The organism is Enterobacter asburiae (genome assembly GCA_011754535.1).
In the GTDB taxonomy this organism is placed as follows: domain Bacteria; phylum Pseudomonadota; class Gammaproteobacteria; order Enterobacterales; family Enterobacteriaceae; genus Enterobacter; species Enterobacter cloacae_N.
The window spans coordinates 3,033,510-3,059,988 of record JAAQVN010000001.1 but is presented as its reverse complement, the minus strand read 5'-3'; the positions used below and the strand labels follow the sequence as shown (position 1 = coordinate 3,059,988).

Sequence of the window (26,479 nt, the reverse complement as noted above, 5' to 3'; positions counted from 1 at the left end):
CACGTGACTATTCTGACAAATTTCGCAGCGGGCAGTTATAGTTAGCCTGTGACCATTCGTTTTATCGCAGGGAAACTATGATTCGCTTATTCTCGCTCGCGCTGATGCTTGCTGCCGTAACGCCCGGTGCGCTGGCTGTTACGTACCCGCTGCCGCCTGAAGGCAGTCGTCTTGTCGGCAACCCCGTTACGGTTGTGGTCCCCGAGGGAAATACCCTGCCTCTGGAGTACTTTGCCGCCCAGCACGGCCTGGGGCTGAGCAACATGCTGGAAGCGAACCCGGGCGTGGATCCTTTTTTACCAAAAGCCGGAACGACCTTAACTATTCCCCAGCAGCTGATTTTACCCGATACCGTCCGCGAGGGGATTGTCGTGAACGTGGCGGAAATGCGTCTCTACTATTACCCGCCGGGCAGCAATACGGTGGAAGTGTTGCCCATCGGCATCGGTCAGGCCGGGCGCGAGACTCCGCGTAACTGGGTGACGGCGGTTGAGCGCAAGCAGGAGGGACCAACCTGGTCTCCTACGCCCAACACGCGCCGTGCCTATGCGGCAGAGGGTAAAACGCTCCCGGCCTTCGTGCCCGCCGGGCCGGATAACCCGATGGGGCTGTATGCGATTTATATCGGCAGGCTGTACGCCATTCACGGCACAAACTCGAATTTCGGCATCGGGCTGCGGGTGAGCCAGGGCTGTATTCGTCTGCGTAACAACGACATTAAATACCTTTTCGATAACGTTCCCGTAGGCACCCGCGTGCAGCTTATCGATCGGCCCGTAAAGATGACCACGGAGCCGGACGGCAGCCGGTGGGTGGAGGTTCACGAGCCATTATCACGTAACCGCGCGGAATTTGAGTCAACCCGGAAAGTGCCTCTGCCCATTTCAGCCGCGCAGAGAACGCAGCTGATAAACGAGGGCGCGGGCGCCGAACTGGAACGGCGGTCGGGGATGCCGGTTAAGCTGGGCAACTGAGGGCATGTTAGTCGGGTGGCGGCTGCGCCTTACCCGACCTACGGGACAAGTAGGCCCGGTAAGCGCAGCGCCACCGGGCAATCTTTCCAGATGCCGAAAAGCAAAAAGCCTGCTTTAAAAGCAGGCTTTTCAAATTTGGCTCCTCTGACTGGACTCGAACCAGTGACATACGGATTAACAGTCCGCCGTTCTACCGACTGAACTACAGAGGAATCGTGTGAACGGGGCGCATATTATCGACCTGCGTTCGGCTTGTCAAAGGGTGGATTAACGCCTTTTGATCGTTTGCTGACAAAATCGGCAAAGTGATGTTTTTGACAGCGGAATGCACCGCTTTGGTGCGGAAATACCTCTAATGGGGCAGATCATAAACTGCTGTTTCAGTAATAAAACCACACCCCATGATTAGGTTTCCTTATTTTCAGGCGCTTAGCGGCCAATTCAGACTGTATGGTAAAAGTGGCATTCATATTGCAAAACCTGTTCAACAACGACAGCCGGTTCCGGCAAAGCATTTCGAACAGGGGGCAAAATGAACTTAAGACGACTGAAATACTTCGTGAAAATCGTCGATATCGGCAGCCTGACTCAAGCGGCAGAAGTGCTGCACATCGCGCAGCCCGCGCTGAGCCAGCAGGTGGCTACTCTGGAAGGCGAGATGGATCAGCAGTTGCTGATCCGCACCAAACGCGGCGTCACGCCAACGGAAGCAGGCAAGATCCTTTATACCCATGCGCGCACCATCCTTCGCCAGTGTGAACAGGCGCAGCTGGCGGTGAATAACGTGGGCCAGACCCTGAGCGGACACGTGTCTATTGGCCTGGCGCCGGGAACGGCCGCGTCCTCTATTACCATGCCGCTGCTGCAGGCCGTCCGCGCTGAGCTGCCTGAGGTGCTGGTGTACCTGCACGAAAACAGCGGTTCCGTCCTGAACGACAAGCTGCTGAACGGCCAGCTGGACATGGCGGTGCTTTACGATCGCTCTCCGGTCGCCGGGATCACCAGCCAGCCGTTGCTGAAGGAAGATCTCTACCTTGTGGGCACCCGCGACTGTCCGGGCCAGAGCGTAGACCTCACCGCCGTGGCAGAGATGAACCTCTATCTGCCGCGCGACTACAGCGCCGTGCGCGTGCGCGTGGACGAAGCTTTTTCCCTGCGCCGCCTGACGGCCAAAATCATCGGTGAAATTGACTCGATCTCCACGCTGACCGCGGCCATTGCCAGCGGAATGGGCGTCACCGTACTGCCCGAATCCGCCGCGCGTTCGCTGTGCAGCGCGGCGAACGGCTGGATGGCGCGCATCACCACGCCGTCAATGAGCCTCCCGCTGTCGCTGAATATGTCCGCGCGCGGTTCGCTGTCGCCGCAGGCGCAGGCGGTAAAAGAGATTTTGATGTCGCTGGTCAGCAAGCCGTCGCTTGAGAACCGGGAACTCCAGCTCGTGAGCTGATATTCCATAAAAGCATAAGATGCTGGTTTTTATTATTTGTTCTGCAGCGCAGCTGACTCTAACAATAGAGCTATGTCAGATGTGCCGGAGTGAATCGTGAATTTCCAGCAGCTTAAAATTATCCGTGAGGCGGCCAGGCGGGACTACAACCTGACCGAGGTCGCCAATATGCTTTATACCTCCCAGTCCGGTGTCAGCCGCCATATCCGCGAGCTGGAGGAGGAACTGGGCATAGAGATCTTTATCCGCCGCGGCAAGCGTCTGCTCGGCATGACTGAGCCGGGCAAAGCGTTGTTGACCATTGCTGAGCGTATCCTTAACGAGGCCAGCAACGTGCGTCGTCTGGCGGATCTCTTCACCAATGACGCCTCGGGCGTACTCACCATCGCCACCACCCACACCCAGGCGCGCTACAGCCTGCCGCCGGTGATTAAAGCCTTCCGCGAACTTTTCCCCGACGTCCGTCTGGAGCTCATCCAGGGCACGCCGCAGGAAATTGAAGTGCTGCTGCAAAACGGCGGGGCGGATATCGGCATTGCCAGCGAACGCCTGAGCAACGACCCGCTGCTGGTGGCCTTCCCCTGGTTCCGCTGGTACCACAGCTTATTGCTTCCGGTCGATCATCCGCTGAATCAGGTCTCTCCCCTGACGCTGGAAGACGTTGCGAAATGGCCGCTGATCACATACCGCCAGGGGATCACCGGACGTTCGCGCATAGACGAGGCCTTCAACCGCAAAGGACTAACGCCGGACGTGGTGCTGAGTGCGCAGGATTCTGATGTCATCAAAACCTACGTCGAGCTGGGTTTGGGCATTGGCCTGGTGGCGGAACAGTCCAGCGGCGAACGCGAAGACGGGAACCTGGTGCGTTTGGATACGCGTCACCTGTTTGACGCCAATACCGTATGGCTAGGTCTGAAGCGCGGGCAGCTGCAGCGCAACTATGTGTGGCGTTTTATTGAGCTCTGCAACGCCGGGCTGTCGGTGGATGAGATTAAACGCCAGGTGATGGAGCCGGAAGAAGTGGCGATTGATTATCAGATTTAATAATCCAACTTAGACAAGCAGTCTGTTATCGTTTATGCCCGGTGCGTTAGTATCGCGGCATAAATTTTATGAAGTATGCATGCAGGAATAAATACTGAATATATTGATAGCAAAAGCTTAGGCGTGTTAAAAATGGAGGCTACGTCGATGCCGGGAGGGCACAATGGCAAATGTTATTCATGATTTTATTTATGATATCTGCCACTCAGGAAATCTTGAGGCAGCTGTTCAACAATATGCACTCTATTACCACTATCTTGACGATTATACCTTCATTTTTTCAGCGGAGAAAGGTGCGACTCCGGGCTTATCGGTTAACAGGAACTTCAGCAGTGGTTCTGCCGTGCGTAGCTTATTCAAAACGCCGCATGTGTTTATTCTTACACCAGACATATTCAGAGAAATGTTTATCTCTGGTAACCGCGTTACATTTCCCATCGACTATTCTATCTCGCTCGATACGCAGGTATTAAGTTATCTTAAGCCTTTCTTTGAAGGGCAAAGATCGCGACTTCCCGATGATTTTGAAGAAATTTTTGACTTCATCGCCAGAGAGGAAGTCAATGTTGATCCTTTGCTGTATGAACTCGAAAATCTTTGTAATTTTAGCGATCTCAATAAACAGGAAAAAATCTTCGAACGCATTCGAGCTTATGAGATGTTACGCAACCTGGATGTTGCGGCTTGGCAGCAGCATAGGCAGTTAAAATTTAATGTGTCTGAACAGGAAATTATAGCTAAAACGCAGCAATATATGGCACGTAAAAATTATGAGTTTATAAATAAGTCGCTAATGGAAGTGCTGGCTCGTGACTATAATCGCTTATATGTATATGTGTTAAAAATGTGCGCGATTCACCTGCGGAACCCAAAAACAAGTGCTAAGCAGGTGCAGGAAAAATTACTCGAACTGCTAGAATTTACTCACAATGAAGCCCATTTCTTTGGCATTAGAGAGATTTTGCTCGCTAAGCGTTTTTTTGAAAATGGTTGTAAGGAAGCCTTTTTTCACAAAGTGAACCGTAATACGGCGGGATTTTGGGAGTACGTTAGAGGTATGGCCTGGGATCTTCGCCATCAGCGCTTTCTCGAATTTGTTATTACCTTAAATATTGATAAAAACGCGGCATTCTTTTTTCCCGCAATCTTAACCTGTGATAAAAAATTCATTGAAGTTCTGGATGCTCATAGCGTCAAAGTCATCGTTTTTAATAACAAAACTAAAGAAATTCTTCCATTTTATGATATTGATTTTATTGAAGAGATAGCGTCATGCGGTGAGCGAGTCAAAGAACGATTAACTTTGCTCTCTACCGAAGAATACCAGTTACAACGTCGTCAGTATCAGGAAGGGCCAGACTATCTTCAATCGTTGGTTAAAACACTCGAAGCCGAACTTGAGGGCATTTGCGGTATTGCCTGTGAAAAGAATCCGCTTGGTAACTATTAGTGAGTCAAAGATGCAAAATGCCGGCTTCAAAAGCAGGCTTTTCAAAAATGGCTCCTCTGAATGGGTTCGACTTTGCCAGTAACAGACAAATAAATATTTCCCTTTCTGTCAAAACCGCCTGAATGACCACCAATCGGCGGTGATGAGCGAATAGATGTAGTCACTTAATGGTAGAAGTGGGGACATGCTGCCGCATCAATTCTACGATCCATTCAATAAAAACGCGCAGCCTCGCGTTGACATGGCGGTTCGGCGGAAATGCCAGATACAGGGGCATTGGAGCAATACGCCATTGTTCAAATAGCGGAATCAAGTCACCACGAGCCTGATGTGCTGCCGCCATATAGACTGGTAGCGCAATCACGCCTAATCCCGCTAGCCCAGCTTCGAGGTAGGCATTGCCATCATCTACTGCCAGTACATAGCTGGCCTTGATTTCAATACGTTCACTCTCGCGGTGCAGTACCAGAGGGTCTATCTTACCGGTGCGTGAGGACAAGAATCCCACGATGAGATGGTCCGTGTTTTCCAGCTCTCGCGGATGCGCAGGGGCACCGAGGCGTTCCACATAACCCGGTGCGACGTAAACATCGATTGGCAAATCGCCGACATGGCGCGCGATCAGGGACTGGTCGCTGATTTCACCGCCCCGCAGGACGCAATCCACGTTGTCGCCGATCAGATCCACCACCCGGTCACTCACGCCCATATCGAACTGGATATCAGGATAGCGCGCGTGGAAAGCCGGTAGCGCGGGCACCAGCACGAAGCGGGCGAGAGGCGTGGGCACATCCACCCGTAGCCGTCCCCGGGGCGTCATCGCCGAACTGGAGAGGCTGTTTTCAGCATCCTCCATGTCCGCCAGCAGGCGGATGACGCGCTCGTAGTAGACCGCGCCATCAGGCGTGACGCCGAGCCTGCGGGTAGTGCGATGGAGCAGCTTGACGCGCAGGCGCGCTTCCAGCTGCTGAATCAGCTGAGTCACCGTGGTTTTGCTCATATGGAGCGTTTGGGCAGCCTTTGTGAAGCTGCCTGCCTCCACCACGCGAGCAAAGGCGCGCATCGCATCAAAACGATCCATCCATCATCCTCTCACTTCACCGATTGTTTGGATATTACAAACAATGATGGACAAAGTCGCCTGTTTATCCCTCCGCTCTAGCACCTTAGAGTGTCTCTATGTTCACCGGGCAGATTTCGCCCCATTACAAAGGTACTAACATGACAACACGCGAAGCCGTTTTTCCCTTCGGACGCCAGGCGCTCTATGAGCGCAATCGGTATTCACCCGCCATCAAATCTAACGGCTTCCTGTTTGTTTCGGGACAGGTGGGTAGCCGGGAGGATGGTTCGCCTGAAGAGGTTCTCAAAGCGCAGATCCGGCTGGCATTCGATAATCTTAATGCTGTTCTCACGGCTGCGGGCTGCACGTTCGATGACGTGGTTGACGTTACCCTTTTTGTTGTCGATCCCGAGTCAAACCTCGACGCTATCTGGAGTGTTCTGCCAGAATACTGGGGGGACGCGCCTTACCCTACGTTAACCGGAATCGGCGTGACGTGGCTGTACGGATTCCAGTTTGAGATTAAGGTGATTGCAAGGCTGCCCTAGGGTTATGGGTCTTTCCGCCGGTCGAAAAAAGACAGAGGAAAACTGATGAAAGCAGCGGTTTATGACGTGGAAGGCGCTCCCGGCGTCCTGCAGTATGTCGACGTCCCGGATCCGGTCGCCGGGCCTGACGATATCCTGATTTCTGTCGAGGCTATCTCGATTGAAGGGGGAGATCTGATCAACCGTCGCTCAACTCCGCCGCCTCTTCCTTCATGGATCGTCGGGTACGCGGCCGCGGGGACAGTTGTTGCCGTCGGATCGAAAGTCCGTAACCGCAGGGTTGGGGACAGAGTGACGGCTTTTAGCATGCAGGGATCACATGCGGAACGTTGGGCCGTGCCCGCGGAACGCACCTGGCTTATCCCGGAAGGGGTGGATGCAGCAGACGCGGCGGTGGTACCGATCTCTTTTGGAACCGCACATCATTGCCTGTTCACACGAGGCATGCTCCGGCACGGAGAAACCGTTCTGATTCAGGCAGCAGCTGGGGGCGTGGGGCTCGCGGCCGTTCAGCTTGCCTCACAGGCGGGCGCGAGGGTCATCGCCGTGGCAAGCGGAACGCAGCGAAGAAGCCGGTTGCTTGAATTGGGTGCCGATCATGTCGTGGATCGTGCAAAGAGTGACGTCGTGGACAGTGTCCGGCAGGTCACCCACGGCACCGGTGTTGACCTCGTCATCGACCCGGTGGGGACGACGTTGCCTGCCTCGCTCTCTGCACTCGCGCCGGATGGACGCCTCGTCTTCGTCGGTAATGCGGGCGGTGGCAGCCTGACAGCCGACTTGTGGCCGGCGATGCAGTCTAACCAGACGCTCATGGGGGTATTCATGGGGCCACTTTTTGAAAGGCCTGAGGTCCGGGCAAGCGTGGACGAGATGTTGCAGGCTGTGGCAGAAGGGCACATCAGGGTTGTCATTGATCGCATCTTCCCCCTGGCTAACGCCGCCGAGGCCCATGAATACGCTGAGACAGCGAAACCGCTTGGCCGTGTTGTTATGAAGCCATGAGGCGCGTTTGACTAGTATGAGTGAGTGGCGTCAGGACTATATGAGAAGGGGTTTGCGAATGGTACTAACTTTCTGATTTTTAGGTGTTAAGGGGGGGCACTCTGTCATCGAACCAACTTGAGCCCTAAATTCTTCTGTTCTGGAAGAGAAAATGCAAATAAAAAACCTGCTTCAAAAGCAGGCTTTTCAATTTTTGGCTCCTCTGACTGGGAGCATCTCAGCCATTAGCTGGCTAAAAATTAACCTAAATCAGAAATCCAGTCTTGTCAGGACCACCAAAATGAGCACCATTTTCTTCCTTCTTTTTCCTTTTGGAAGGCAAGTCAGATCGACTTCAACCACTGAGTAATCCCTTTAAGTTATTACGAATGAGATTGACCATAACGCTCGTAGACTGTCCATGTAAACGAGCCAGTTTTTCTACAACATTTGCTACATCTGCAGGTTGTGAAGGTCTGTCACCGGTACGCGTGAATGGACCATCAGTTTCCGTCAGCATCCGTTCCAGTGGTATCGAAAGTACCATGGGAATATGTTTTGAGTTACTAAGCATTCCCGCATTAAGAGAAAAATAGCAGCCTAACTCTAGCGCCCGTTTTGCTTCGTTCTTTGTTCCAGTGAACCAGTGAAGAACGATTTTCCCCCGTCCTGATGGTAAATTGGCCTCAATGAGATCGAGTACAGCTTTGACTGATCTAACACTATGAACTGTTATTATTTTATCGCCAGCTTGAGCGCATTGCTGCAATATATGCTGAAATACTCTCTTCTGTGCATCTAGCGACTTAAAAAAACGAGGACCAGCATCCAACCCAACTTCGCCAACATACCGTGTTTCTGTAAGATATTGGTCCCATAGCTCAAGTTCGTTTTCATGTTCTGCAACCAGTTGAGGGTGTAATCCTAATGCTGCCCTGACATACTTTGTACGCATTGCAAGCTCGTGATTGCGGGGCCATGCGCGAGGGGTTGTCGTGACGGCTAATGTAAATATTTCTGCTTCTTCCGCATCTCTTATTGCCACAGAATGATCCGGATAAAGATCTAAGTGGCAGTGAAAATCCACGAGTCCTTTAGTTGCATTCATATAAGTATCCTTTTCAACAAGGTCTCGTTGCGACACCATCGATGAGTCGTTCAACTTCAGCAAGCCCACGCCTATAGACGCCTGCTAGCTGTCCAAGGTGCATTGTTTCATCTGCGAGGGAACCCGGCTTGTGAATCAGGATATTGGCGAGTTGTGGATTTCCTTTCAGACGCTCTATAGCGTATTGAAAGGATCTGACCTGCACTCCAGTTGCCAGGCGTGTGTCCAGGGGCTGCGCATGGAGGTCTGTCACTGTATATACCGTTGGATCGCTATCTGAACCCCATGCTGCCATCAATGCTGCACGACGGATCAAACATGGCAGGCAATAGCCGCATTGTTCGATGCCATGTCCTAACCATCGGGCCTTGGCAGGAGATGAACACGATAATGAATCTGAAACCAGTTTTTTTAAAAGAGAAGGATTTTGGCAAGTCGAAGCCATTTCTCCTTTAGTTTTGTCCCAATACGGATTTTGAATTTCGCCATTAATACCAAGTATGGAAAGCAATTCGTTCCATCTCGCCATATAATACGGGTGTGTAGTTCGAGTACTGTTTGAGCCCAATCGTAGTGGATCCAACGGTACATTTAGAGCAATTAGTCCATTTTCAGGGACGCGCAAAACGAAATGATCCCCTAGTCCTGTTCCTGCGAAAACGCCGAGAGCAAAGAACAAGAATGATCTGCCTCGAGTACTACTTTCTGAACTAACACCTTCTACAAGCCCTTCCTCAAAAGTCATACCAACCCGTAATCTCTCGAAAGATGACGTGGTGTAATGTTTTTTCAAACCAGCAAATAACTTACTTTGTGCGTCACTTGTTGCACCTTCTCCGAAATGACTAACTAAGAGAGGTGTGGCACCATTTTCCAGTGAGTCAATAGCTCCAATTAAGCTATCAAGTCCTCCAGAGAACAAACTTACGGAATCAAATGGATGAGAAATCAAAGATGGTGGTGCTTCTTCGGCAATAGTAGCAAAACGCTCAGGGCGTGGCCTGAAATCGATAGTCCAGCGATCACCAGTGAGAAAATCAAGGGATTTCTTGATGGTTGGCGCTGCTGCTCCCCAGCGAGAAGGATCACTCACTGGCACTATCAATCTAATCTCGCGTGTCCATGAATCCTGCGACTGCTCAATACGAGATATTCGTGTATCAGCAGCGTGAACATGAGCGGCTAATACTATCAGGTCAATGCCCATTTCTGAGGGGAATATTCCGATATCCTTCAGACTGGACAATGAATGACCAATCCCATAATCCAAAGTCTGTTTGCCAGCGATGAGCTGTAGGTAAGTTATCTGTTCATCAATACCTGCTACTGCGGCAAATGAATCGTCGTAGCCGAAATGACCAACTAGGAGTTGTCGCTTCATTGATTATTGGCCTCTGCTTCACCAAGAGCCTGTAAAATCCCGAATGCAGACTCATAAATAGTATCTACGAACCCTTGAATTTGTTCGGGGGTAAGATAGTGCGTATCCGTTTGAGCAAGTGCCAGTGCATCGCTTACTCCACCACGGATGAAATCACGCACCTGCTGCTCAACAAGATGTGCAGAATGAGCATTTATAGGCATTGTCACAACTTTGGTCCCGATATCATTACATATGCGTGCTTCAATCGCATGAGTGGCATATAGTTCGAAAACGGTTTGCATTTGATCTGGTGCAAATGTACTCAAATCGGTGAGTCCTTCGCTCGCAAGCTCTACGATGGTCTCAATGTATGCTTCACGAGCAATCCCTTCATCAACAGTACCTGCTCCTGGACAGATATAGTCAGCCAGCCCAACAAAAATTTCTGTTATTGGACGACCCGCTAGGGATTCTAAATCCAGTGAGCGCAGTGCTTCATTAACACCTCTTGCTTGCGCATCCGCTAGGAAACCGAGTAGTCGTACGCTCGCTCCTCTGGACGCTCCCATACGTTGTGCAGCCTGGCGAGCACCGCCTGCTGACGTTGAGACATACTTCGATATGGCTCGTCCAAGGCTTGCACGATCAGTACCTCCAGATCCTGCAAATCGCGTGAAGTTGTTGCGTGCGCTTGAGAAACGTTGTGGATCCGCTGCATTTGGTATTGGTGGGCGATTCGGAGGCGTTAGAGGTTCAGAGTGATCAACTGGCTGCTGACCGCTTGGCCCAGTATCATTATCTAACGGAGATGTCGGGGCTTCGTTATCCAACCATGATGGAATAAGTGGAGTCCCGCCGCCAGGTCCTCCATAAGCTGTTGAGGTTCCCATTAATGTGCTCCCTTATGACTTTTAAGCGCGGCTTCAGCTGCGACTTTGAGGCTGATATTTGTAGTGATTTTGCTCCAGTTCCCCAACAACATGACTAAACGCGCTACACATTCGGTGTCTTTTATGACACTTTGCCACCCACTTACAACCCAGGGGCCACACTTATCATTTGGCAGGGCCTCCAGGAAATCCATTAACTGGCTCTGCAGGTTTGGTTGCGCTTTTACAAGGACGGTCAAACCATCAACACCTGCCGGTTTGATATCAAAAGAAGCTGTACTCATTATTTTGCTACGAACTGCCTCGAAAACTTTCTCGGCTTCAGGTTGTACAAGCTGCTTCAATTCTGATTCATAACTTTGAACCGTCATTTTTCCGCCGAACAATTTCTCGACCACTTCGGCTAAGTGGCCCAGAACTGATACAGGGCCAAAATAATCCTTTTTGTCCTTTGTAACAAATAAGTAGGGTCGTAAGTCAAGAACGGATAGTTTTGGTGGGAGTCGAGCCCAGTCATTTATCGTTTCTGAAGATTTCCATTCAGTCAAAACCGCACTATCGGGTGGCAATAATATTTCGGCGGCTTGCTTTTCCTTGAGTTTATCATCACTGCTATCGGTTATTGTAAGAAATGTCTCTAGAGCTTCGAGATCTTTGCAGAAGCCATCTGGATGGACCGCCGCTACAAGAGCAATCTGTTCGAACAATCTTGGGATAAAGCGTTCTGCGAGCATGAGTTTTGCTAACACGGGCAGTTTTATATCGTCGCCAAAACCTCGTGCTGTTGCTGTACGCTCGCGTAGCAAAAGGGTATTGAGAAAACGCTTGATTTGACGGGGGTTGCCTTTTGTACCGCTCGCCAGAATTGGTCCGATCTGGTCGCTCAGGATAAGGGCATTATTTGCTTTATCGGCTTGCTGACCGAGAATTGATTTTACTGTGGCAGCGTCCAATCCACCGCTGGTCCAGGGCCGTTTCAGTTTTTCCCGCGCAACGGTGATTAACCTTTCATAGTCTGGGTTATTCTCGCCTATTTCGGCACCAGCGAGCAGTAATGTCACATAGATTCGCGTTTCCGTTTCTCCCAGCGCCGGGATTCGGAATGGTACCTGGATGAGTTTTTCGAGATAATTACGGGCATAGTCCCGTGGCCCTGTGGTATCAGGTAAGTCAGGAAAATGCTTACGCACAGAGTATTCAATCATTGCCTCATCTGCAGCTACAACAAATGCCGTTCGTGCGGTAAATACAAATAGGCGAATAGCTTCAAGGGTTTCAATGGCCGTGTCAGGTAGGCAACGGTCAAGATCGTCGACCAATACCACGAGTTGCTTGATACCCGCATCCTTCAGAAGTTGATCAAATGCCTTACGGAATGTTTCCACTTCCATCGGCACATTCTTCGTTTCTCCTTCTTTCACTACTGCCTTTATTTCATCAATGGCGGTAGAGATGTTTTGCTTTGTAACTAACTGGGTGGGATCTGCAACCAAAGCTTCCAGGGAACCAACAATGGCTCCAATTTGCCCTAGTGTCGGCACACCTGTGAATGCAGTCAATGCCAGACCACCAGCTCGTTTGGCAACTTTTAGCCAGTCGATGCTGCGGAATACGTCTTTGATAGCCCCTTCAACTTTTTTCAACGCCGGACGTTTTTCTACCAATCCCGAGACGATGCCTTCGATTAAGGCAATTTTGGCATCTTCAAATCCCTGGAAACGCCAGCCATTAAACTTTAAGCATAAGACATCATTTCTGTCAGAGAAACCTGCTTCAATCATTTCGAGCACGCTTGATTTTCCCGCGCCCCAATCGCCATGAACACCAATTGTTACCGGATGGTTAGGCGCTTCACAAAGCAGTCCAATAATGGTGGAGGCGATGGCCTCATTGTTCAGTAGGTCAATTTTTGTTTCGTTGTCAGTCAGGATCATTTGTTTTCCTAATTGTCATTTTTCTAACGCTGGTGAAGAGATTGCTAAGTGCATCAAAGGACGATTACTCTTCATTATGATGAGCCATATCTACAGGGCTAAAACTAACGACTAAAATTTGGTTATCCCTATGATACTATTAGTCACTTTATGATTGTTGATCTGCTGCACAACATTACATTCAGCACATCATTTTTGTTGATGTTAGCCTTACCAATTGAACCAGAAGAACATGGATGAATGCCCATGTAGTTAGGCAAAATTGTTTAAGAAAATGCTGTAGATTTGCGCTGAAAAAATTCCTTATATCTCATCTTTAACAAGGTTTGTATGCAACATAAAAAAGGTCAGGCTGAAATTCGAATTGGCAACAGAGTGATTCATATCCCTATCCATGAAGAGTTGGAAACGCATCTGTTGGCATTTGAAAACAGCCTTAAGTTGGATCAGATGGAGATGTCTCGCTTTCTGAGAGGGTATCTGTCGCCCAGAATGCGTGAGGTTTGTTTGAAAATTAAAGATATTGAAATCGATTTTAGTGTATCTGCTTGGCTTGCTGACGCACTCGAACTTGAAATTGACCCATTTATACCAGAAGAGGAATATTGCGATGATTTTGGACAAATTATCAGAAAAATGATCCCGTCATCTGTCAGGCCACCTTCAGAAAAGCAACTTACATATGCTAAACGTATTGCAGCGATACTCGGGAAGGAACTGACGGCAGAACAGATATCGTCTGTGAATACATGCGGCGATTTTATTGATAAACATCTCCCTGAATTTCAAGAAAAACAATCAAGTCTGAGAGCGATATATACTCTGGCTCGAAAAGCAGCTCGAGGTTATGCTGCCTTATGTCTGGTATCCGTTTATGGAGGGATAACCGAAAAGCTACTTGATGTGATGAGCGTGACTCAAAAAACTACCATTGATAAATATTTGACGCAATTTCGGGAATTCTTAGGTAAATATTTAGTGATGGAACCACATGAGCAGCAAGTGTCAATTAGTTCTATTAATGAGTTTTTGCAGGAGCATTACACCGCAGTGGTATTGCCTGAGCTCGATGAAAAGATGATTGAGTGGTTATTGATTAACCCGCAAGTACTGGATATAGAAGAAAAATTTAATATTTAACAATTTGCAATGCGTCCGCGTCTTTTTTGTCGTACGCTCGGCTATACATTAATGTTGGGTTGGGCGGAGGCACCGTAAGGTGTGTCGGTTGCTTGTAACGCCGGTAGTTCCAACCCCGTTCATTCTACCACCATGAGATTTGAACCTCCGGTGGGGGGAACCCGTTACAGGAGGCTGCCTTTATGGATATGATCCCCACTCAAGCACACCCGCTGCTTGCTGTTCCTTTCACTGTCGCCACGGATTTCACAGTACTGGCCGAACATTGCGAAAATTTCGCAGAAACTCTTATTGAAACAACGATTCAATGCTAAAAATGGCTCTTTGCGGCAGAATTAACGCCTGTATGACACTGCAGCAACCCACGTTGTTAGAGCCTGTTCCCCTCATCTGGTTAAAAGCCTGACCGTTGACGCACTTCCTGCGAATTCTCCACGCTTCGAGCCTGAATGTACCGAAATTTGTAACTACTGCCTTGCCCTGACGCAGACGCTGGCGGGGCAGGGATTTGCCTCTGAAACGGAGAAATAACTTAGCTGGCTGTTGTACGACTTGATTAACTACTTTGCTGCGGAAATGAAAGCCCCACGCTGGTTACGTACTGCCGAGGTCGTGAGGTTTATTGATGGTGTGGGGGCAAAGCATGATGCAGTCTGCCTGGCATCCTGCCCATATTATCGCCGGGTTGAAAAAAAGTGGCACTTCGCTGTCAGCACTTTCGTGTCAGGCAGGACTTGCGTCTTCCATGCTGGCAAATGCGCTTACCCGTCGCTGGCTAAAAGGTGAAAGGTTAGTTGCCGAAGCGCTAGGCATCGCACCCGAGGAAATCTGGCCTTAACGTTATCGCTGATGTTCCTGCGGCGCAGCCTAGATATGGAACCTGCGCCGCATTTTGCTTATCCGAGCCACAAGAATCTTTTTAACCGCAAAAACAGTTTCATATTATCGCCCTTCTCATCAAGAAATTAGCTCCTGCCTGCACGATATGTTTCATGACCTGAAAGAAGCGCCTGGTGTATATGAATTTTTTCTCTTTACAGGCAACGCCGCCTCCGAAAACTGCCGGATCTGCCCTTCGATGGATAACGGCTTTCTGCCCACTTAATTACGAAAAGGAAATCACCATGAATCTGATGAATAATTGCGCACCTCCCACCATGGGTGTTATATTAAAATATAATATTCGGAGGTGTGCTATGTATACAACTCGTCTGAAAAAGGTTGGCGGATCCGTCATGCTGGCGGTTCCTCCCGCCGTGCTGAAAACGCTGGGGCTGTCGACAGACAGCGAAGTGGGCATGACCATTGATAGTGGCTGCCTGATTATCGAACCCCAGAAACGACCTCATTATTCGCTTGAGGAGCTGCTGGCGCAGTGCGATCTGCACGCTGAAATGAGCGAAGAGGATCGGGAATGGATTGATGCGCCTGCGGTGGGCAAGGAGATCCTGTAAATGGAAAGAGGGGAAATCTGGCTTGTTTCACTGGACCCGATTGCTGGCCACGAGCAAAGTGGAAAACGTCCGGTACTCATCGTATCGAAGGCATCGTTTAACAAGCTGACCCGGCTACCGGTGGTGGTTCCCGTCACCAGCGGCGGAAACTTTGCACGTACAGCAGGTTTCACCGTTTCACTGGAAGGAGCGGGGACAAAAACAACGGGCGTTATTCGCTGCGACCAGCCCAGAACTATTGATATGGCTGCCCGGAACGGCATGCGGCTGGAACGCATACCTGACGCCGTTGTAAATGAAGTGCTTGCCAGGCTGGATGCGATTCTGAGTTAACATCAGATACGCAGAAAAGCAAAAAGCCTGCTTCAAAAGCAGGCTCTTCAAATTTGGCTCCTCTGACTGGACTCGAACCAGTGACATACGGATTAACAGTCCGCCGTTCTACCGACTGAACTACAGAGGAATCGTGTGAACGGGGCGAATATTATCGACCTGCGTTCACCTTGTCAAAGGGGGAATTAAACTTTTCGTTCGTTTGCTGACAATTTCAGCAAATCGCTGATTTTATGGCAAATTTGCGTTCAAATTGCACAATAAAAAGCGCCGCCCGCAGGCGGCGCGCAGGATCAGAACAGTACGGAGTAGTTCAGACCAAACGTACGACCGCGGCCTTTATAGGTATACAGGCCCGGTGCACCGTAGGTAGGGCTATACAGCCCCGGCGCGCGCTGGCCCCAGGCGGTGGTGTAGTCTTTGTCCAGCAGGTTTTCCACGCTGAAGCTGACCTTACCCACCGGCAGGGCGTAGCTGCCCAGGAAGTCGACCGTGTTATAGCCATCAATCTTCTTGCCGTCGGCGTCAGACACGTCAAAGGTCTGCGTGCTCTGCACGCGCAGGGTCCAGTCGCCCGGCGCCCAGTTCACCCATGCGCTGGCTTTTGACGGGCTGGCGCTGTCGACCGTCAGCTTCTCCCATTTCCCGTTTTCGCGGGTTTCAGACTTGATGGCGTTAAAGTTCGCGCCGGTGCTCCAGTCGCTGTCGGTGAAGAAATAGTCCACCTGGCCTTCAATCCCGTAGATACGACGCTTGTCGTCTTCGAGGTTGATGGTCATATCCGTCTTGTTGATGGTAATGGTTTTATCCGAGAGCGAGTAATACGCCGCGACCTGCGTGCGCAGGTTGTCACCGGTGTAGCGCCAGCCCAGCTCGTAGGCGTTGACCTTAATGCCGTCCAGCGTTGAGTCGTTGACGTTTACGCTGTTCAGCAGGCGATAGTGGCCGTTGCTGAGCTGGTAAGTGCCGGAGCCGTAGTACTTCGCCAGGTCAGGGATTTCAAAGCCCTGAGAGAAGTTAAACCACAGCTGCTGCTGTTCGGTCAGACGACCGAGGATCCCGGCGTTGAACAGGAAGTTGTTGTAATCGGTTTTCCCGCCCGGCACCGCGTCGGCGGAGGTGGCTTTTCCGGTGGCGATGGCCTGCTGCTGGGTGTAGCCAACAAAGTCATCCACCTTGTTTTCGGTGTACTGATAACGCACGCCGCCGCTCAGGGTGATGGCGTCAATGTCGTAGCTCGCCTGCAGGAACGGGGCGAGGTTGGTGATGCTGTAGCCCGGGTAGCGGCCCACGTTGTAGGCGTTGTCCAGCTCCATGCCGCCGCTCGCTGCGGCTTTGCTCAGGTTAAAGAACTGCTGGTTGGCATCGAAGGTTTCGTGGTCGGCATCCACACCCCAGGTCAGCGTCAGATCGTCCACCGGCTTGCTGTTCAGCGTCAGCTTGCCGCCGTAAAAATCGGTTTTCTGCTGCGACGCGCCGATGCTGGTTACCACGCCTTTGGTCAGAGTCGGGAACGGGTAATAGGTCAGGCTCTCGTCACGATAGTAAATCTGCGCGACCAGGTCCTGGCCCCAGAAGTCGGTATTGGAGTACTGCAGGTTAATCAGATGGCGCTCGGTTCCCGGCACGCGGTCAGAGTCGAGATTATCCTTGTTGTACGCGGTGGCATCGCCCGTTACCGCCGAGAAGTTCTTCCCGAGGTACAGCCCGTGCTTGCCGTCGGACTCGCTCTTGTAGTACTGCGTCGTCAGCTGCAGCTGCTGGTGATCGTCAATGTTGATGGTGCCCGTGCCCATCACATCAATACGATCGGAATACTGGAGGCCGGTCTGGGTGTTATCGATAATCACCTCGTCGCCGTTGCCGTCATACCAGCCGCCGTAGCGCTGATAAGAGACCGAGAGACGGCCGGACGCGTTGTCATTGCCGCCGCTTACGGCTGCCGATACGTTCTCATCGTGGTCGTTGTGGCTGTTAAAGCCGGTTTTTGCCCCGGTCTGGAACTCAACTTCGGTCTCCGGCTGGCCCTTTTTGGTGACGATGTTCACCAGGCCGCCGGTGCTGCCGCCGCCGTACAGTGACGTGGCGCCGGAGATGACTTCGATGCGGTCAATGTTGAACGGGTCGATAGAGTCCAACTGGCGGCTGTCGCTGCGGGACGAGTTCAGGCGCACGCCATCCACCATCACCATCATGGAGCGGCCGCGCAGGTTCATGCCGTAGTTGGTACGCCCCTGGCTGCTGACGTCCATGCCCGGGATCAGCTGCGCCAGCACCTCTTTAATCTCTTTTCCGCCCTGAACCTGCTGCTCGATCTCAGACCGCTCAATGACCCAGGTGGTCTGCGCCATCTCGGCAACGCTGCGGTGCGCGCGGCTGGCAGAGACCACGATATTTTCTTCCTTTTGTTCTTCCGCCCACGCAGAGGTAGAAAGCATTGCAAGCAAGCAAGGATTTAAAACCCAAAGATGAGAACGTTTCATTGTTATGTTGATCCTGATTGTGTGTGTCAGTACTCAGTGGTTTTTGCTAACGATTTAAAAACCTGGCTGCTCTCCGGGCTGGTGGTGCTCCGCCAGTGGATAACGCCGGGGGTGGTGGCCAGCTCAAACGGCTCGTCGGCGTGCGCGCGATTAAGAATTCGCGCCGCGCGCCAGGCCATCAGGCTGAGCTGGGGTTCGGCAATGCCGAGACGATGCATCCCGGCATTCACGGCAAACAGGCGATTGCTCTGCGGACCGTCCCATTCGAGAGTGAAATCATTGTTAATGCAGAAAGCTTCGTCCGCATCCAGATGCAGCCGGTGAGAGAGCGGCGCGAGGAACGCGGGCTGCACGGCGCGGTAGCCGGTGGCGAAAATCACCACGTCGCTCTCCAGCTGCTCGTGACCGCCGTCGAGGTGATGCTGAATGCTCAGGCGATGTCCGGTTTCCTGGCGCGTCAGGGCCGTCACCGAGCGGGACGGCATCAGGTGCGCCCAGGGTTTTTCACGCAGCACTTCGAAGCGGTGGTACATGGCGCGGTAAATCGCCAGCAGTGACTCGGTGGTGATGCCGTCGGAGGTCATCTTCTGCTCGTGCAGCATCTGACGACGGGCCTCTTCGCCGAGCGTGGAGAAGCTGTCCACATACTCCGGCGTGAAATACTCGTTGGCAAAGGCGGCTTCATCCAGCGCGTTGTAGTTATTGCGGCGCGATACCCAGTTCAGGCTCAGCGGCTGGCCCCACTCTCCACGGAAGATATTCAGGAACAGGTCGGCCCCACTCTGGCCGCCGCCGACGACGGTAACGCGCTTACCCGCGAGATCCGGCGTGCGCAGCATCATCTCGCTGGCGTGGAAGCAGGTATCGTCCTGCACCGTGACGCAGTCAGGCAGGTTGATCTGTTTGCCAATCCCCACGCAGACGTGGCGCGCGAGGAAGCGGTCGCGCTGGGTCACGACCTCAAACAGGCCGCGTTGCTCATCAAAGCTCACCTGCTGAACCTGCTGACTGAAGGCGAGGTTGGTGAGGTTATCCGCCGCCCAGCACAGGTAATCGGCAAACTCTTCGCGGGAAACCGTGCGCTGCTCGGTGGTCAGGAAGCGGTAGAACTTTTTGCGCTGCACCAGGTAGTTCAGGAAGCTGTGACGGTTGGTCGGCTCCACGGCGCTGACCAGATCCTTCAGGAAGCTGGTCTGCATGTGGCAGTCCGGCACCATCATGCCCGGGTGCCACGAGAAGTGCGGTTTGCGCTCAAGAAACAGCGAGCTAAAGCCATCCAGCCCTTCTGCGAGGGCGGCGACGCTGAGGTTAAACGGGCCAATACCAATGCCGATGAAATCATAGGTTTTCATTGCGCGGACTCCCGGGAGGCCAGAAAAAGAGGGTTATCAAGATCGGTGACGTAGTTCGGCAGCATGCGGCTGCCGCCGTCGTGTTCGGAGAAGGTCAGTTTGACCGGGTTGAGGATCACGCGAATAATCTGCGGCTTAAACAGGTCGAATTTCGTGAAGCGCTCCGCAAGCTCCGGGTGCGCGGCCATATAGCGGTGCAGCACCCCGGCGAGGATCTGATAGAAACGGTTTTCGCTTACGCCGCATTGCAGGGTGAGGCGTGAAATAAAGCGCAGCACCGTCACAAAGTTGCCGGTCTGCAGGTCGTGGATGATGTAATCCGCGCTCAGGCGCGCCGTCACCGCTTTTACCTGCTCCGGCAGGCTCTGTGCCTGCGGGAAATCCTCGTCCACCAGGCGCATATCGCCCTGGAAATCCTTCAGCAGGATGCGCTGCACAACGTAGTCCTTCATCACCAGCGTCACGTTCTGGCCGTGGGCGATCAGCGCCACGCCGTAACGGCAAAGCAGGTGGTAGAACGGGATCACCGTCGCTTCGAACAGCTTTTCCAGCCACGCTTCAGCGGTTAACCCCGAACGCTTGATCCACGCGTCGATCAGCGGACGTCCTGCGTTGTCGGTTTCCATCAGCGCCGCCATCAGCACCGCCTGTTCGCCATCCTGAAGATAACAGGACGGGTTCTCCCGCCAGATTACCCCCAGCATCTCCTGATAGCGGTAGGGCGCTTTCGGCAGGGCCGCATAGCCAGGATGCGACAGATATCCGGCGGCGGGTTCGCCAAGCACCTGCGCGCCAGAGCGGGCAAGCGTGGCGTCGGCGGCGAACTGCTGCTGCAGCCAGCGCGAGGCCAGCGGCCCGGCAGCAATGTACTTGCCCGGAATGCCGCGATAGCAGGAGGTGTTGTAGATAGTCAGCGGCAGTTTGATGTCATACGGCGCGCGACGGCTGGCGTTGGTGAGCGTGCGCAGGGACTGCTGCGCCAGATACTCATCGCCAAATTCGCCCAGCTCAACCATCTCACCGCGCGCCAGCTGCGCCAGGAAATGAATGGCAATTTTTTGCTGCCACTGCCACGGGTGCAACGGCACAGGCAGCCAGCTGTCGTTCAGATCCAGCGCCTGCCAGCGGGCGTCAAACCGGGCGCGCTCGGCATCGTCCATGGTGCTGGCCAGCAGAGTGTGGATGTCGCAATCGGCGTCACTGCTCCAGACCAGATGCTCGCGCTGGACGGCGACCCAGTGCAGGCGGAAGCGCCCGCGGTATTCCGGCGCATACTGACGCAGCGCGTCCAGACCCCAGCCGCGGCGTCCTTTGTTGAAAATAAACTTCGGGTGACCGCTCATCAGACACTGTAATTCGTCCGGGTCGAGGTGGATCAGGGCGTCCGCATCCAGCGCTTCACGCGCCTGCAGCAGCTGCATGTCCCCGCGCAGAGTGGCGTAGAGATCTTCCATGTGCTCTGCCGTTTGCGCGTCGCTCATCTCCAGCACCGTCGCCAGCTGCAGCAGCGCGCTTTCCGCTTCCACGGCGGCGCCGCTGGCGGTGGTCAGCGTGTCCGGGTCGATATGCAGCCAGCCCCAGATCCCGCGCGTGGCGCGAAACTGCCAGGACTCGTTGCCCATGGCGATGCGCCAGTCGTCCGCCGACACCGGCTCAGCGCGCAGGGTACGCTCGTATTCCAGCTCGGCGAGGATCTTCGCCACCATCTCGCGGTTCACTTTCTGCCAGAGCGCGTTCACAGTTCCACCTCGCTGAAGAAGCGGTGACGCTGGCTCATGATGAGGCGCGAGCGCTTGTGCGGGAAGTCGAACTCTTTCATCGTCTCAAAACCGGCGGAGGCCAGATGGCGGAACAGGCGCTGGTTGTCGAAACGCGGCTCGGCCACGATGCGCGCGGTGCGTGGCTCATCGAGATACAGATAGTGGCTCAGGCCGCGCAGCCAGCTGCGGATATACTGCGCGCCGCGCCAGTTCTCTTCGCCCACCAGCATGTGCAGCCCACGGTCAAACGGCTGCCAGCGGTAGTGGCGGCCAATCCGGTCTTCCGCCGCCCAGTAGAGTTCAAAATAGCCGAACGGCTGGTCGTCGAAGCAGCCGATAACCGGGTAGCAGTAGGTCGAGTCAAGCTGACGGCGCAGGTAGTTTTCCTGCTCGGCCTGCGGGCCCGCCATCTCCCAGAAGGCGTTCACGCGCGGGTTATTCATCCATTGCGTGAATCGTTCGCCGTCCAGCGCCACGTCGGCAACGCGGAAGCTGAGGGTGCGCTTAATCTGCGGATCGTAACGGCGATAGACCTCACCCTGCGGGCGGTGAGGGCGCAGCGGGAAGTACAGCTGACGGCTCTCATCAAACTGCATACCGCCGCTTGCCTGCGGACGCTCGCCTTTCAGCCACAGCGGCAGCTGCCAGAAGGTTTCACGCGCCAGATAATCCCCGTGGGCCTGGCGAAACAGTGCCTGCGCCTGGGGCTCATCCTGCCAGGCCGCCCACGGCAGGGTAATGCCGGTCAGGGCGGGCGCGGCAATAAATAGCTGATCGAGGGCGTCCACCAGCCAGCCGTCCGGGATCCCGGTCAGGCGCTCAAGGACCGCGCTGCCGTCGAGACCCAGCGTCAGCGGCAGGTTTTGTTCCGTGGCCGTGCAGCGAAAGCCGTAGCCGGAATGGACGATATTCGCGTTCGCCATCACGCCTTCTCCTTGTAAAACGGGTTGCTAAAGTCGAAATAGATCACCGCCGGGTCGACGATGGTGTTTTCGTTGCGATCGTGCAGGTAGCAGAAGAAGTTGCCTTTGCAGTTCCAGGTTGGGCTGTCGAGCACGTAGTCGAGGCAGCGGGTCTGCTTCGCCGTCGCGCGCAGTTCGGCCAGCGCGTCACGCACGCGGGACATCAGGTGCTCTTCGCTGTCGAAACCGGCGGCGGCGAGAGCGGCGGTGACGGCAAGGGTGGAGTTCAGCAGCAGGTAGTACGGGAAATAGCGCAGCAGCTGGCTCTCACCGAAGCGGTTTTCCACGTCTGTTTCGCCCGCCTCTTTCAGCCACGCGTCGGCCCCTTCGGTCCAGGCGCTGCCCTGACAGTCACGGTAAATAAGTCCGACAGGGAAATCCTGCTGCATCTCCACGAGGATATTTTGCTGGTGCGCCAGCAGCACCAGACCGTAGTCCGCCTCGGCGCTGAACAGCGGAAGCAACACGCGGTCGCAGTAGGCGTCCAGCCAGCAACGGGCGGCCTGGGCGAGGGGTAAATCCAGACGCTGGCTCAGACGGCGCACCGCCGCGGCCAGCAGGCTGTCGCCGCCGTCCGGCGCGGCCTGGGTCAGGCTCACCAGCACGTTGGTCTGGGTTTCAGGCGTGTCAAACAGCAGGTTAACGCGCAGGGCCATCAGGCTCTCTTCCTGAATAGTGCCGCTTTCATCGCGCAGCCCCGCCCAGCCGTCTTCCTGCATCACGCGCATGGTCGGGTAGCGCGCCTGTAAATCTTGCCAGCGTTGCGTTTTCGCCAGCCGTGCCAGGCGCATGCCGCGCTTAACCTCTTTTACCGACAGCGTGCGCACGGAGTTGGTCAGGCGCACGCTGAGGGAGAACTTAATCATGTCGCTGTTGGTTTCGCTGTACAGCGAGCGCGACGAGCTGGTGGGCAGCCACTGCGCGCCCGCTTCACCCAGGTCCTGCAAGGAACCGTTTGTCGCCAGACGCTGGCACCAGTCCTGCTCCAGCAGATAGTCGGCCTGCCACGGATGCATCGGCAGCAGCCAGCGGGTATCGGTGAAGTGGCCGAGCAGCTCGGGCGCGCTCTGGGCGGCGAAGCGCAGCAGACGCTCGCGCAGGGAGACGTTCAGGCTGTCGCCGGCAACGAGCGTGCTCTCAACGGCAAACCAGCGCAGCGGGAAGCGGGAGCCGAAATCAGGCAGATACCGGCGCGCCTCGGTTTCGTTGAACGGTTCGTGGGATTTTGGCGCAGGATGAAACGCGTGGCCCACCAGCAGCGCCTGTTCCGCTTCGGCAAACGTCAGCGGCCTGTCGCGGAGCGTTCCCCAGCCGTGGCGCAGATCGATCGCCTGCCAGGTGTGCGCGTGGCTTTCGAGCGCGCGCTGTTTAAAACGCGCCAGCGTATCGGCATCCAGCGAGCCTTTTACAGAGGATTTTTCAAGAATTAAATCAACCAGTTGAGAGAAAGTGACGGCGTCACCGCTGTCGCTATCGCTCTGGATAAGCATGGCCGGAAAACGGTACTGATGATGCTGGGTTGGGGAGAAATAGCGCACCGGAACCCGAAGGGCCTGGGTGGGAGAAAGCGGAATATGAATGTGCGCCAGCTCATCCGCTGCGGAAGCGGGGAGATAGCGCCAGTCCTTCGTCTCGCGCACCAGGGCGTTTAAAAAACACTGGGCTGCAACGTCTGTACCGGCAGAGCGGGGCAGAGCACGCATAGATGTACCTCATTCCATGACTGATAATAATTCTCGTTATGATATTCATTCTGTTTACAGTGGCAACTATTTTTGCAATATTTGTTTTCATAAACTTCATAATTTCCACACATTTATTGACACTATGTTCACATTCTCATGCGCGCTGACTCTGAAACGTTGACCGAAAACATCACCTCCAAAGCAAACTGGCCCCTGGCGCTATGCGCGGGCTTGCTGGGTATCGGGCAAAACGGTTTGCTGGTCATGCTTCCGCAGCTGGTGACCCTGACCGGACTTTCACTCTCTGTCTGGGCCGGGCTGTTAATGTTCGGCTCTATGCTTTTTTTACCCGCTTCTCCCTGGTGGGGACGCCAGAGCGAGCGCCGCGGTTGTAAGGTCGTGATGGTGGCCTCCCTCAGCGGCTATCTCGCCAGCTTTGGCGTCATGGCGCTGGTGGTCTGGGCGATGGCCGCCGGGTTGCTGGAAAGCCCCTGGGGGCTGGCGGGGCTGATCCTCTCGCGTCTGCTTTACGGTTTAACGGTGTCGGGGATGGTACCTGCCGCACAGACGTGGGCCATTCAGCGTTCGGGCCTGGAGAAACGCATGGCGGCGCTGGCCACCATCAGCTCCGGCCTCAGCTGCGGTCGCCTGCTGGGACCCCCCCTGGCGGCGCTGATGCTCAGCGTTAACCCGGTGGCACCGCTCTGGCTGATGGCGATCGCGCCATTAATCGCCCTGCTGCTGGTGCTGCGCGAGGTGGCGGATCCGCCGCTGCCGCCGGTTGCACACCAGGCGACCCGTCTGCAGATTTCCATGCTGCCGTTCCTGCTGCTGGCGATGCTGTTGGCGGCGCTGGTGAGCCTGATGCAGCTCGGCCTGTCTCCGCACCTCAGCCCCTTGCTGGACGGTAACGCGCGGGATATCAGCCATCATGTCGCGCTCCTGCTGAGCCTGGCCGCGCTGGCAACGCTCGCGGCGCAGTTTCTGGTGGTCCGCCCGCAGCATTTCAGCCCGCTGACCCTGCTTTGCATGGCGGCGGTGCTGATGGTGGCAGGGCTTGCGCTAATGTGCATCGCCGGGCTGGCGCTGTTCTACGTGGGGATTGCTATCACTTCGCTCGGCGCAGCGATGGCCACGCCTGGGTACCAGCTGCTGCTGAACGATCGCCTGACGACGGGGAAAGGGGCGGGCGCTATCGCGACCAGCCACACGTTAGGCTACGGCGTCAGCGCGCTGCTGGTGCCCGTTGTGACGCGCTTTTTTGGCGAACAGTATTTAACGATGGCCGCCTGGGGAATGGCGTTGCTGTTTTTAGCGCTGAGCATCGGGGTACGGTTTATTGAACGTACCCCAGTCGAAAAGCATTAATGCACGTGGCGGGGGCCATCTGTGCCCTCATTTTGCCGCAGGCGCTGGAGCGGATCCTGCTGATAAAACTGGCAGAAACGCTGCCACAGCGCCGGGAAGCGGGGGGCGAAAAGCTCGGGTGCGCTGAAGAAGTACTCTGACAGCACCGCAAAGCACTCGGCAGGGTCGGTTGCCGCGTAGGCATCAATGCTGGCCGCGCTTTCGCCTACCAGGTCTATCTCATCCTGGATGTTATCCATCGCCGCGTGCAGGTCGTGCTCCCACCCCGCGACTTCACGAAGCGGAATAAAAGGCACGCCGCTGGCGCGATCGCCGTTGCGGGTATCGAGTTTATGCGCCACCTCGTGAATAATCAGATTAAAACCGGAGGCGTCGAACGAGTCCTGAATGTCGAGCCAGTTCAGGATAATTGGCCCTTGCTGCCAGCTCTGACCGGACTGCACCACCCGCTGGTTGTGCACCAGCCCGATATCATCCTCCCACTCGTCATCAACGACGAACGGCGCGGGGTAGAGCAGTACTTCGTGGAAACCGTCCAGCCACTCAATACCGAGCTCCAGCACCGGCAGGCAGAAAAGCAGGGCGATGCGGGCGTTTTTCAGCGGATCCAGCTCGAACCCCTGCAGTGGCACAAGGCGTTTTTGCTGCAAAAAACGATCCGCCATCTGAACCAGCTTCGACTGTTCGTCCGGCTTAAGATTTGCCAGAACAGGGATCGCCAGCGCGTCATCCCACGGCAGCGCCATATCCCGGCCAGCCTCATTCGTTTTCCAGGGCCACTTAATCATCGCTTTGCTCGCAAACTCGTTACTTGAACAAAAATGGGAAAGTCAGGTTCAGTTAAGATGCCAGAAAATTGCGCACTGCTACACTTCCAGCCTGAATAAACTATCATTTCGTACGTAGCGGTGGGTAGCGCTTTGCAGGCATCACCTTCATTTTGTGACCTCCGTCGTAGCCTTAATTCGCAGGCTAAGTGGATAAACCCGTGCGGTATTGAAAAGATGAGCGGTTTCAAAGGTAACAAGCAGGCGCTGCCCAATACAAAGGAAGATGAACGGCAGGCGATTGCTGACCAGGCCGGGCGCATTCGACTCAATCTCAACGATCTCTGACCTATTACAACACCGC

At 54.2% G+C, this 26,479-nt stretch carries 22 protein-coding genes, 2 tRNA genes and 1 pseudogene; 12 read left to right on the top strand and 13 right to left on the bottom strand.

The window, feature by feature from the left end; all coding sequences use genetic code 11:
• The first annotated feature begins 77 nt into the window (after positions 1-77).
• Positions 78-974: a L,D-transpeptidase gene (ldtA, locus tag HBM95_14430; protein NIH44123.1), complete on the top strand. Its 897-nt coding sequence runs from the start codon at positions 78-80 to the stop codon at positions 972-974.
• A gap of 136 nt (positions 975-1,110) precedes the next feature.
• Here the strand turns inward: ldtA and HBM95_14425 are convergent.
• Positions 1,111-1,186 (bottom strand) — tRNA-Asn (locus HBM95_14425).
• 320 nt (positions 1,187-1,506) lie between these two features.
• Here HBM95_14425 and nac point away from each other — a divergent pair.
• From nac to HBM95_14410, 3 genes are all read left to right on the top strand, one after another.
• Positions 1,507-2,424 carry a nitrogen assimilation transcriptional regulator gene (gene nac / locus HBM95_14420; GenBank protein ID NIH44122.1) on the top strand — a complete coding sequence of 306 codons (918 nt, stop codon included), beginning with the start codon at positions 1,507-1,509 and terminating at the stop codon, positions 2,422-2,424.
• Positions 2,425-2,520: 96 nt separating this feature from the next.
• Positions 2,521-3,471, top strand: a complete 951-nt coding sequence (cbl, locus tag HBM95_14415) for an HTH-type transcriptional regulator Cbl (GenBank protein ID NIH44121.1) — start codon at positions 2,521-2,523, stop codon at positions 3,469-3,471.
• A 163-nt stretch (positions 3,472-3,634) separates the two neighbouring features.
• Positions 3,635-4,921: a hypothetical protein gene (locus HBM95_14410; GenBank protein NIH44120.1), complete on the top strand. Its 1,287-nt coding sequence runs from the start codon at positions 3,635-3,637 to the stop codon at positions 4,919-4,921.
• Positions 4,922-5,081: 160 nt separating this feature from the next.
• On the opposite strand, the gene HBM95_14405 is transcribed toward HBM95_14410, so the two are convergent.
• Complete coding sequence (locus tag HBM95_14405) at positions 5,082-6,002, bottom strand: LysR family transcriptional regulator (protein NIH44119.1); 921 nt, start codon at positions 6,000-6,002, stop codon at positions 5,082-5,084.
• Between the two features lie 140 nt (positions 6,003-6,142).
• Here HBM95_14405 and HBM95_14400 point away from each other — a divergent pair, with 140 nt between their 5' ends.
• A complete protein-coding gene (locus HBM95_14400) occupies positions 6,143-6,532 on the top strand; it encodes a RidA family protein (protein ID NIH44118.1) in 390 nt (129 codons plus the stop codon).
• Between the two features lie 45 nt (positions 6,533-6,577).
• Positions 6,578-7,537 carry a zinc-binding alcohol dehydrogenase family protein gene (locus HBM95_14395; protein NIH44117.1) on the top strand — a complete coding sequence of 320 codons (960 nt, stop codon included), beginning with the start codon at positions 6,578-6,580 and terminating at the stop codon, positions 7,535-7,537.
• 334 nt (positions 7,538-7,871) lie between these two features.
• Here HBM95_14395 and HBM95_14390 read toward each other — a convergent pair whose 3' ends face one another.
• From HBM95_14390 to HBM95_14375, 4 genes are read right to left on the bottom strand one after another with little or no spacing between them, the layout of a single operon-like run.
• A complete protein-coding gene (locus HBM95_14390) occupies positions 7,872-8,624 on the bottom strand; it encodes a TatD family hydrolase (GenBank protein ID NIH44116.1) in 753 nt (250 codons plus the stop codon).
• A gap of 13 nt (positions 8,625-8,637) precedes the next feature.
• Positions 8,638-10,005 (bottom strand): hypothetical protein, encoded by a 1,368-nt coding sequence (locus tag HBM95_14385; protein ID NIH44115.1) that lies wholly within the window; start codon positions 10,003-10,005, stop codon positions 8,638-8,640.
• A complete protein-coding gene (locus HBM95_14380; GenBank protein ID NIH44114.1) occupies positions 10,002-10,877 on the bottom strand; it encodes a hypothetical protein in 876 nt (291 codons plus the stop codon). The genes HBM95_14385 and HBM95_14380 overlap by 4 nt, the downstream gene beginning before the upstream one ends.
• Positions 10,877-12,811: an NTPase KAP gene (locus HBM95_14375; GenBank protein ID NIH44113.1), complete on the bottom strand. Its 1,935-nt coding sequence runs from the start codon at positions 12,809-12,811 to the stop codon at positions 10,877-10,879. The genes HBM95_14380 and HBM95_14375 overlap by 1 nt, the downstream gene beginning before the upstream one ends.
• A gap of 330 nt (positions 12,812-13,141) precedes the next feature.
• Between HBM95_14375 and HBM95_14370 the strand changes: the two genes are divergently transcribed.
• The 5 genes and pseudogenes from HBM95_14370 to HBM95_14350 all read left to right on the top strand — a co-directional run bounded on the left by HBM95_14370 (position 13,142) and on the right by HBM95_14350 (position 15,738).
• The gene (locus HBM95_14370) at positions 13,142-13,951 is read left to right on the top strand and encodes a hypothetical protein (protein NIH44112.1); all 810 of its coding nucleotides are present in this window, start codon (positions 13,142-13,144) and stop codon (positions 13,949-13,951) included.
• 182 nt (positions 13,952-14,133) lie between these two features.
• Positions 14,134-14,590, top strand: a pseudogene (locus HBM95_14365) (hypothetical protein).
• Between the two features lie 4 nt (positions 14,591-14,594).
• Positions 14,595-14,789, top strand: a complete 195-nt coding sequence (locus tag HBM95_14360; protein ID NIH44111.1) for a transcriptional regulator — start codon at positions 14,595-14,597, stop codon at positions 14,787-14,789.
• Positions 14,790-15,147: 358 nt separating this feature from the next.
• Entirely contained in the window at positions 15,148-15,405 is a 258-nt protein-coding gene (locus HBM95_14355) for an antitoxin (protein ID NIH44110.1), read from the top strand.
• A complete protein-coding gene (locus HBM95_14350) occupies positions 15,406-15,738 on the top strand; it encodes a type II toxin-antitoxin system PemK/MazF family toxin (protein ID NIH44109.1) in 333 nt (110 codons plus the stop codon). It begins immediately after the preceding gene.
• Between the two features lie 54 nt (positions 15,739-15,792).
• Here HBM95_14350 and HBM95_14345 read toward each other — a convergent pair.
• The 6 genes from HBM95_14345 to HBM95_14320 all read right to left on the bottom strand — a co-directional run bounded on the left by HBM95_14345 (position 15,793) and on the right by HBM95_14320 (position 23,998).
• Positions 15,793-15,868 (bottom strand) — tRNA-Asn (locus tag HBM95_14345).
• Between the two features lie 163 nt (positions 15,869-16,031).
• Entirely contained in the window at positions 16,032-18,221 is a 2,190-nt protein-coding gene (locus tag HBM95_14340) for a TonB-dependent siderophore receptor (GenBank protein NIH44108.1), read from the bottom strand.
• A gap of 26 nt (positions 18,222-18,247) precedes the next feature.
• Positions 18,248-19,573 carry a SidA/IucD/PvdA family monooxygenase gene (locus HBM95_14335; protein NIH44107.1) on the bottom strand — a complete coding sequence of 442 codons (1,326 nt, stop codon included), beginning with the start codon at positions 19,571-19,573 and terminating at the stop codon, positions 18,248-18,250.
• Complete coding sequence (iucC, locus tag HBM95_14330; protein NIH44106.1) at positions 19,570-21,279, bottom strand: aerobactin synthase IucC; 1,710 nt, start codon at positions 21,277-21,279, stop codon at positions 19,570-19,572. Before iucC ends, HBM95_14335 begins: the two co-directional genes overlap by 4 nt.
• Before the next feature lie 29 nt (positions 21,280-21,308).
• Entirely contained in the window at positions 21,309-22,256 is a 948-nt protein-coding gene (locus HBM95_14325; protein ID NIH44105.1) for an acetyltransferase, read from the bottom strand.
• The gene (locus HBM95_14320; protein NIH44104.1) at positions 22,256-23,998 is read right to left on the bottom strand and encodes an IucA/IucC family siderophore biosynthesis protein; all 1,743 of its coding nucleotides are present in this window, start codon (positions 23,996-23,998) and stop codon (positions 22,256-22,258) included. Before HBM95_14320 ends, HBM95_14325 begins: the two co-directional genes overlap by 1 nt.
• Before the next feature lie 138 nt (positions 23,999-24,136).
• Between HBM95_14320 and HBM95_14315 the strand changes: the two genes are divergently transcribed.
• The gene (locus HBM95_14315; GenBank protein NIH44103.1) at positions 24,137-25,348 is read left to right on the top strand and encodes an MFS transporter; all 1,212 of its coding nucleotides are present in this window, start codon (positions 24,137-24,139) and stop codon (positions 25,346-25,348) included.
• Here HBM95_14315 and mtfA read toward each other — a convergent pair.
• Complete coding sequence (gene mtfA, locus HBM95_14310) at positions 25,345-26,136, bottom strand: DgsA anti-repressor MtfA (protein ID NIH44102.1); 792 nt, start codon at positions 26,134-26,136, stop codon at positions 25,345-25,347. The genes HBM95_14315 and mtfA overlap by 4 nt on opposite strands.
• Positions 26,137-26,479: the final 343 nt, after the last annotated feature.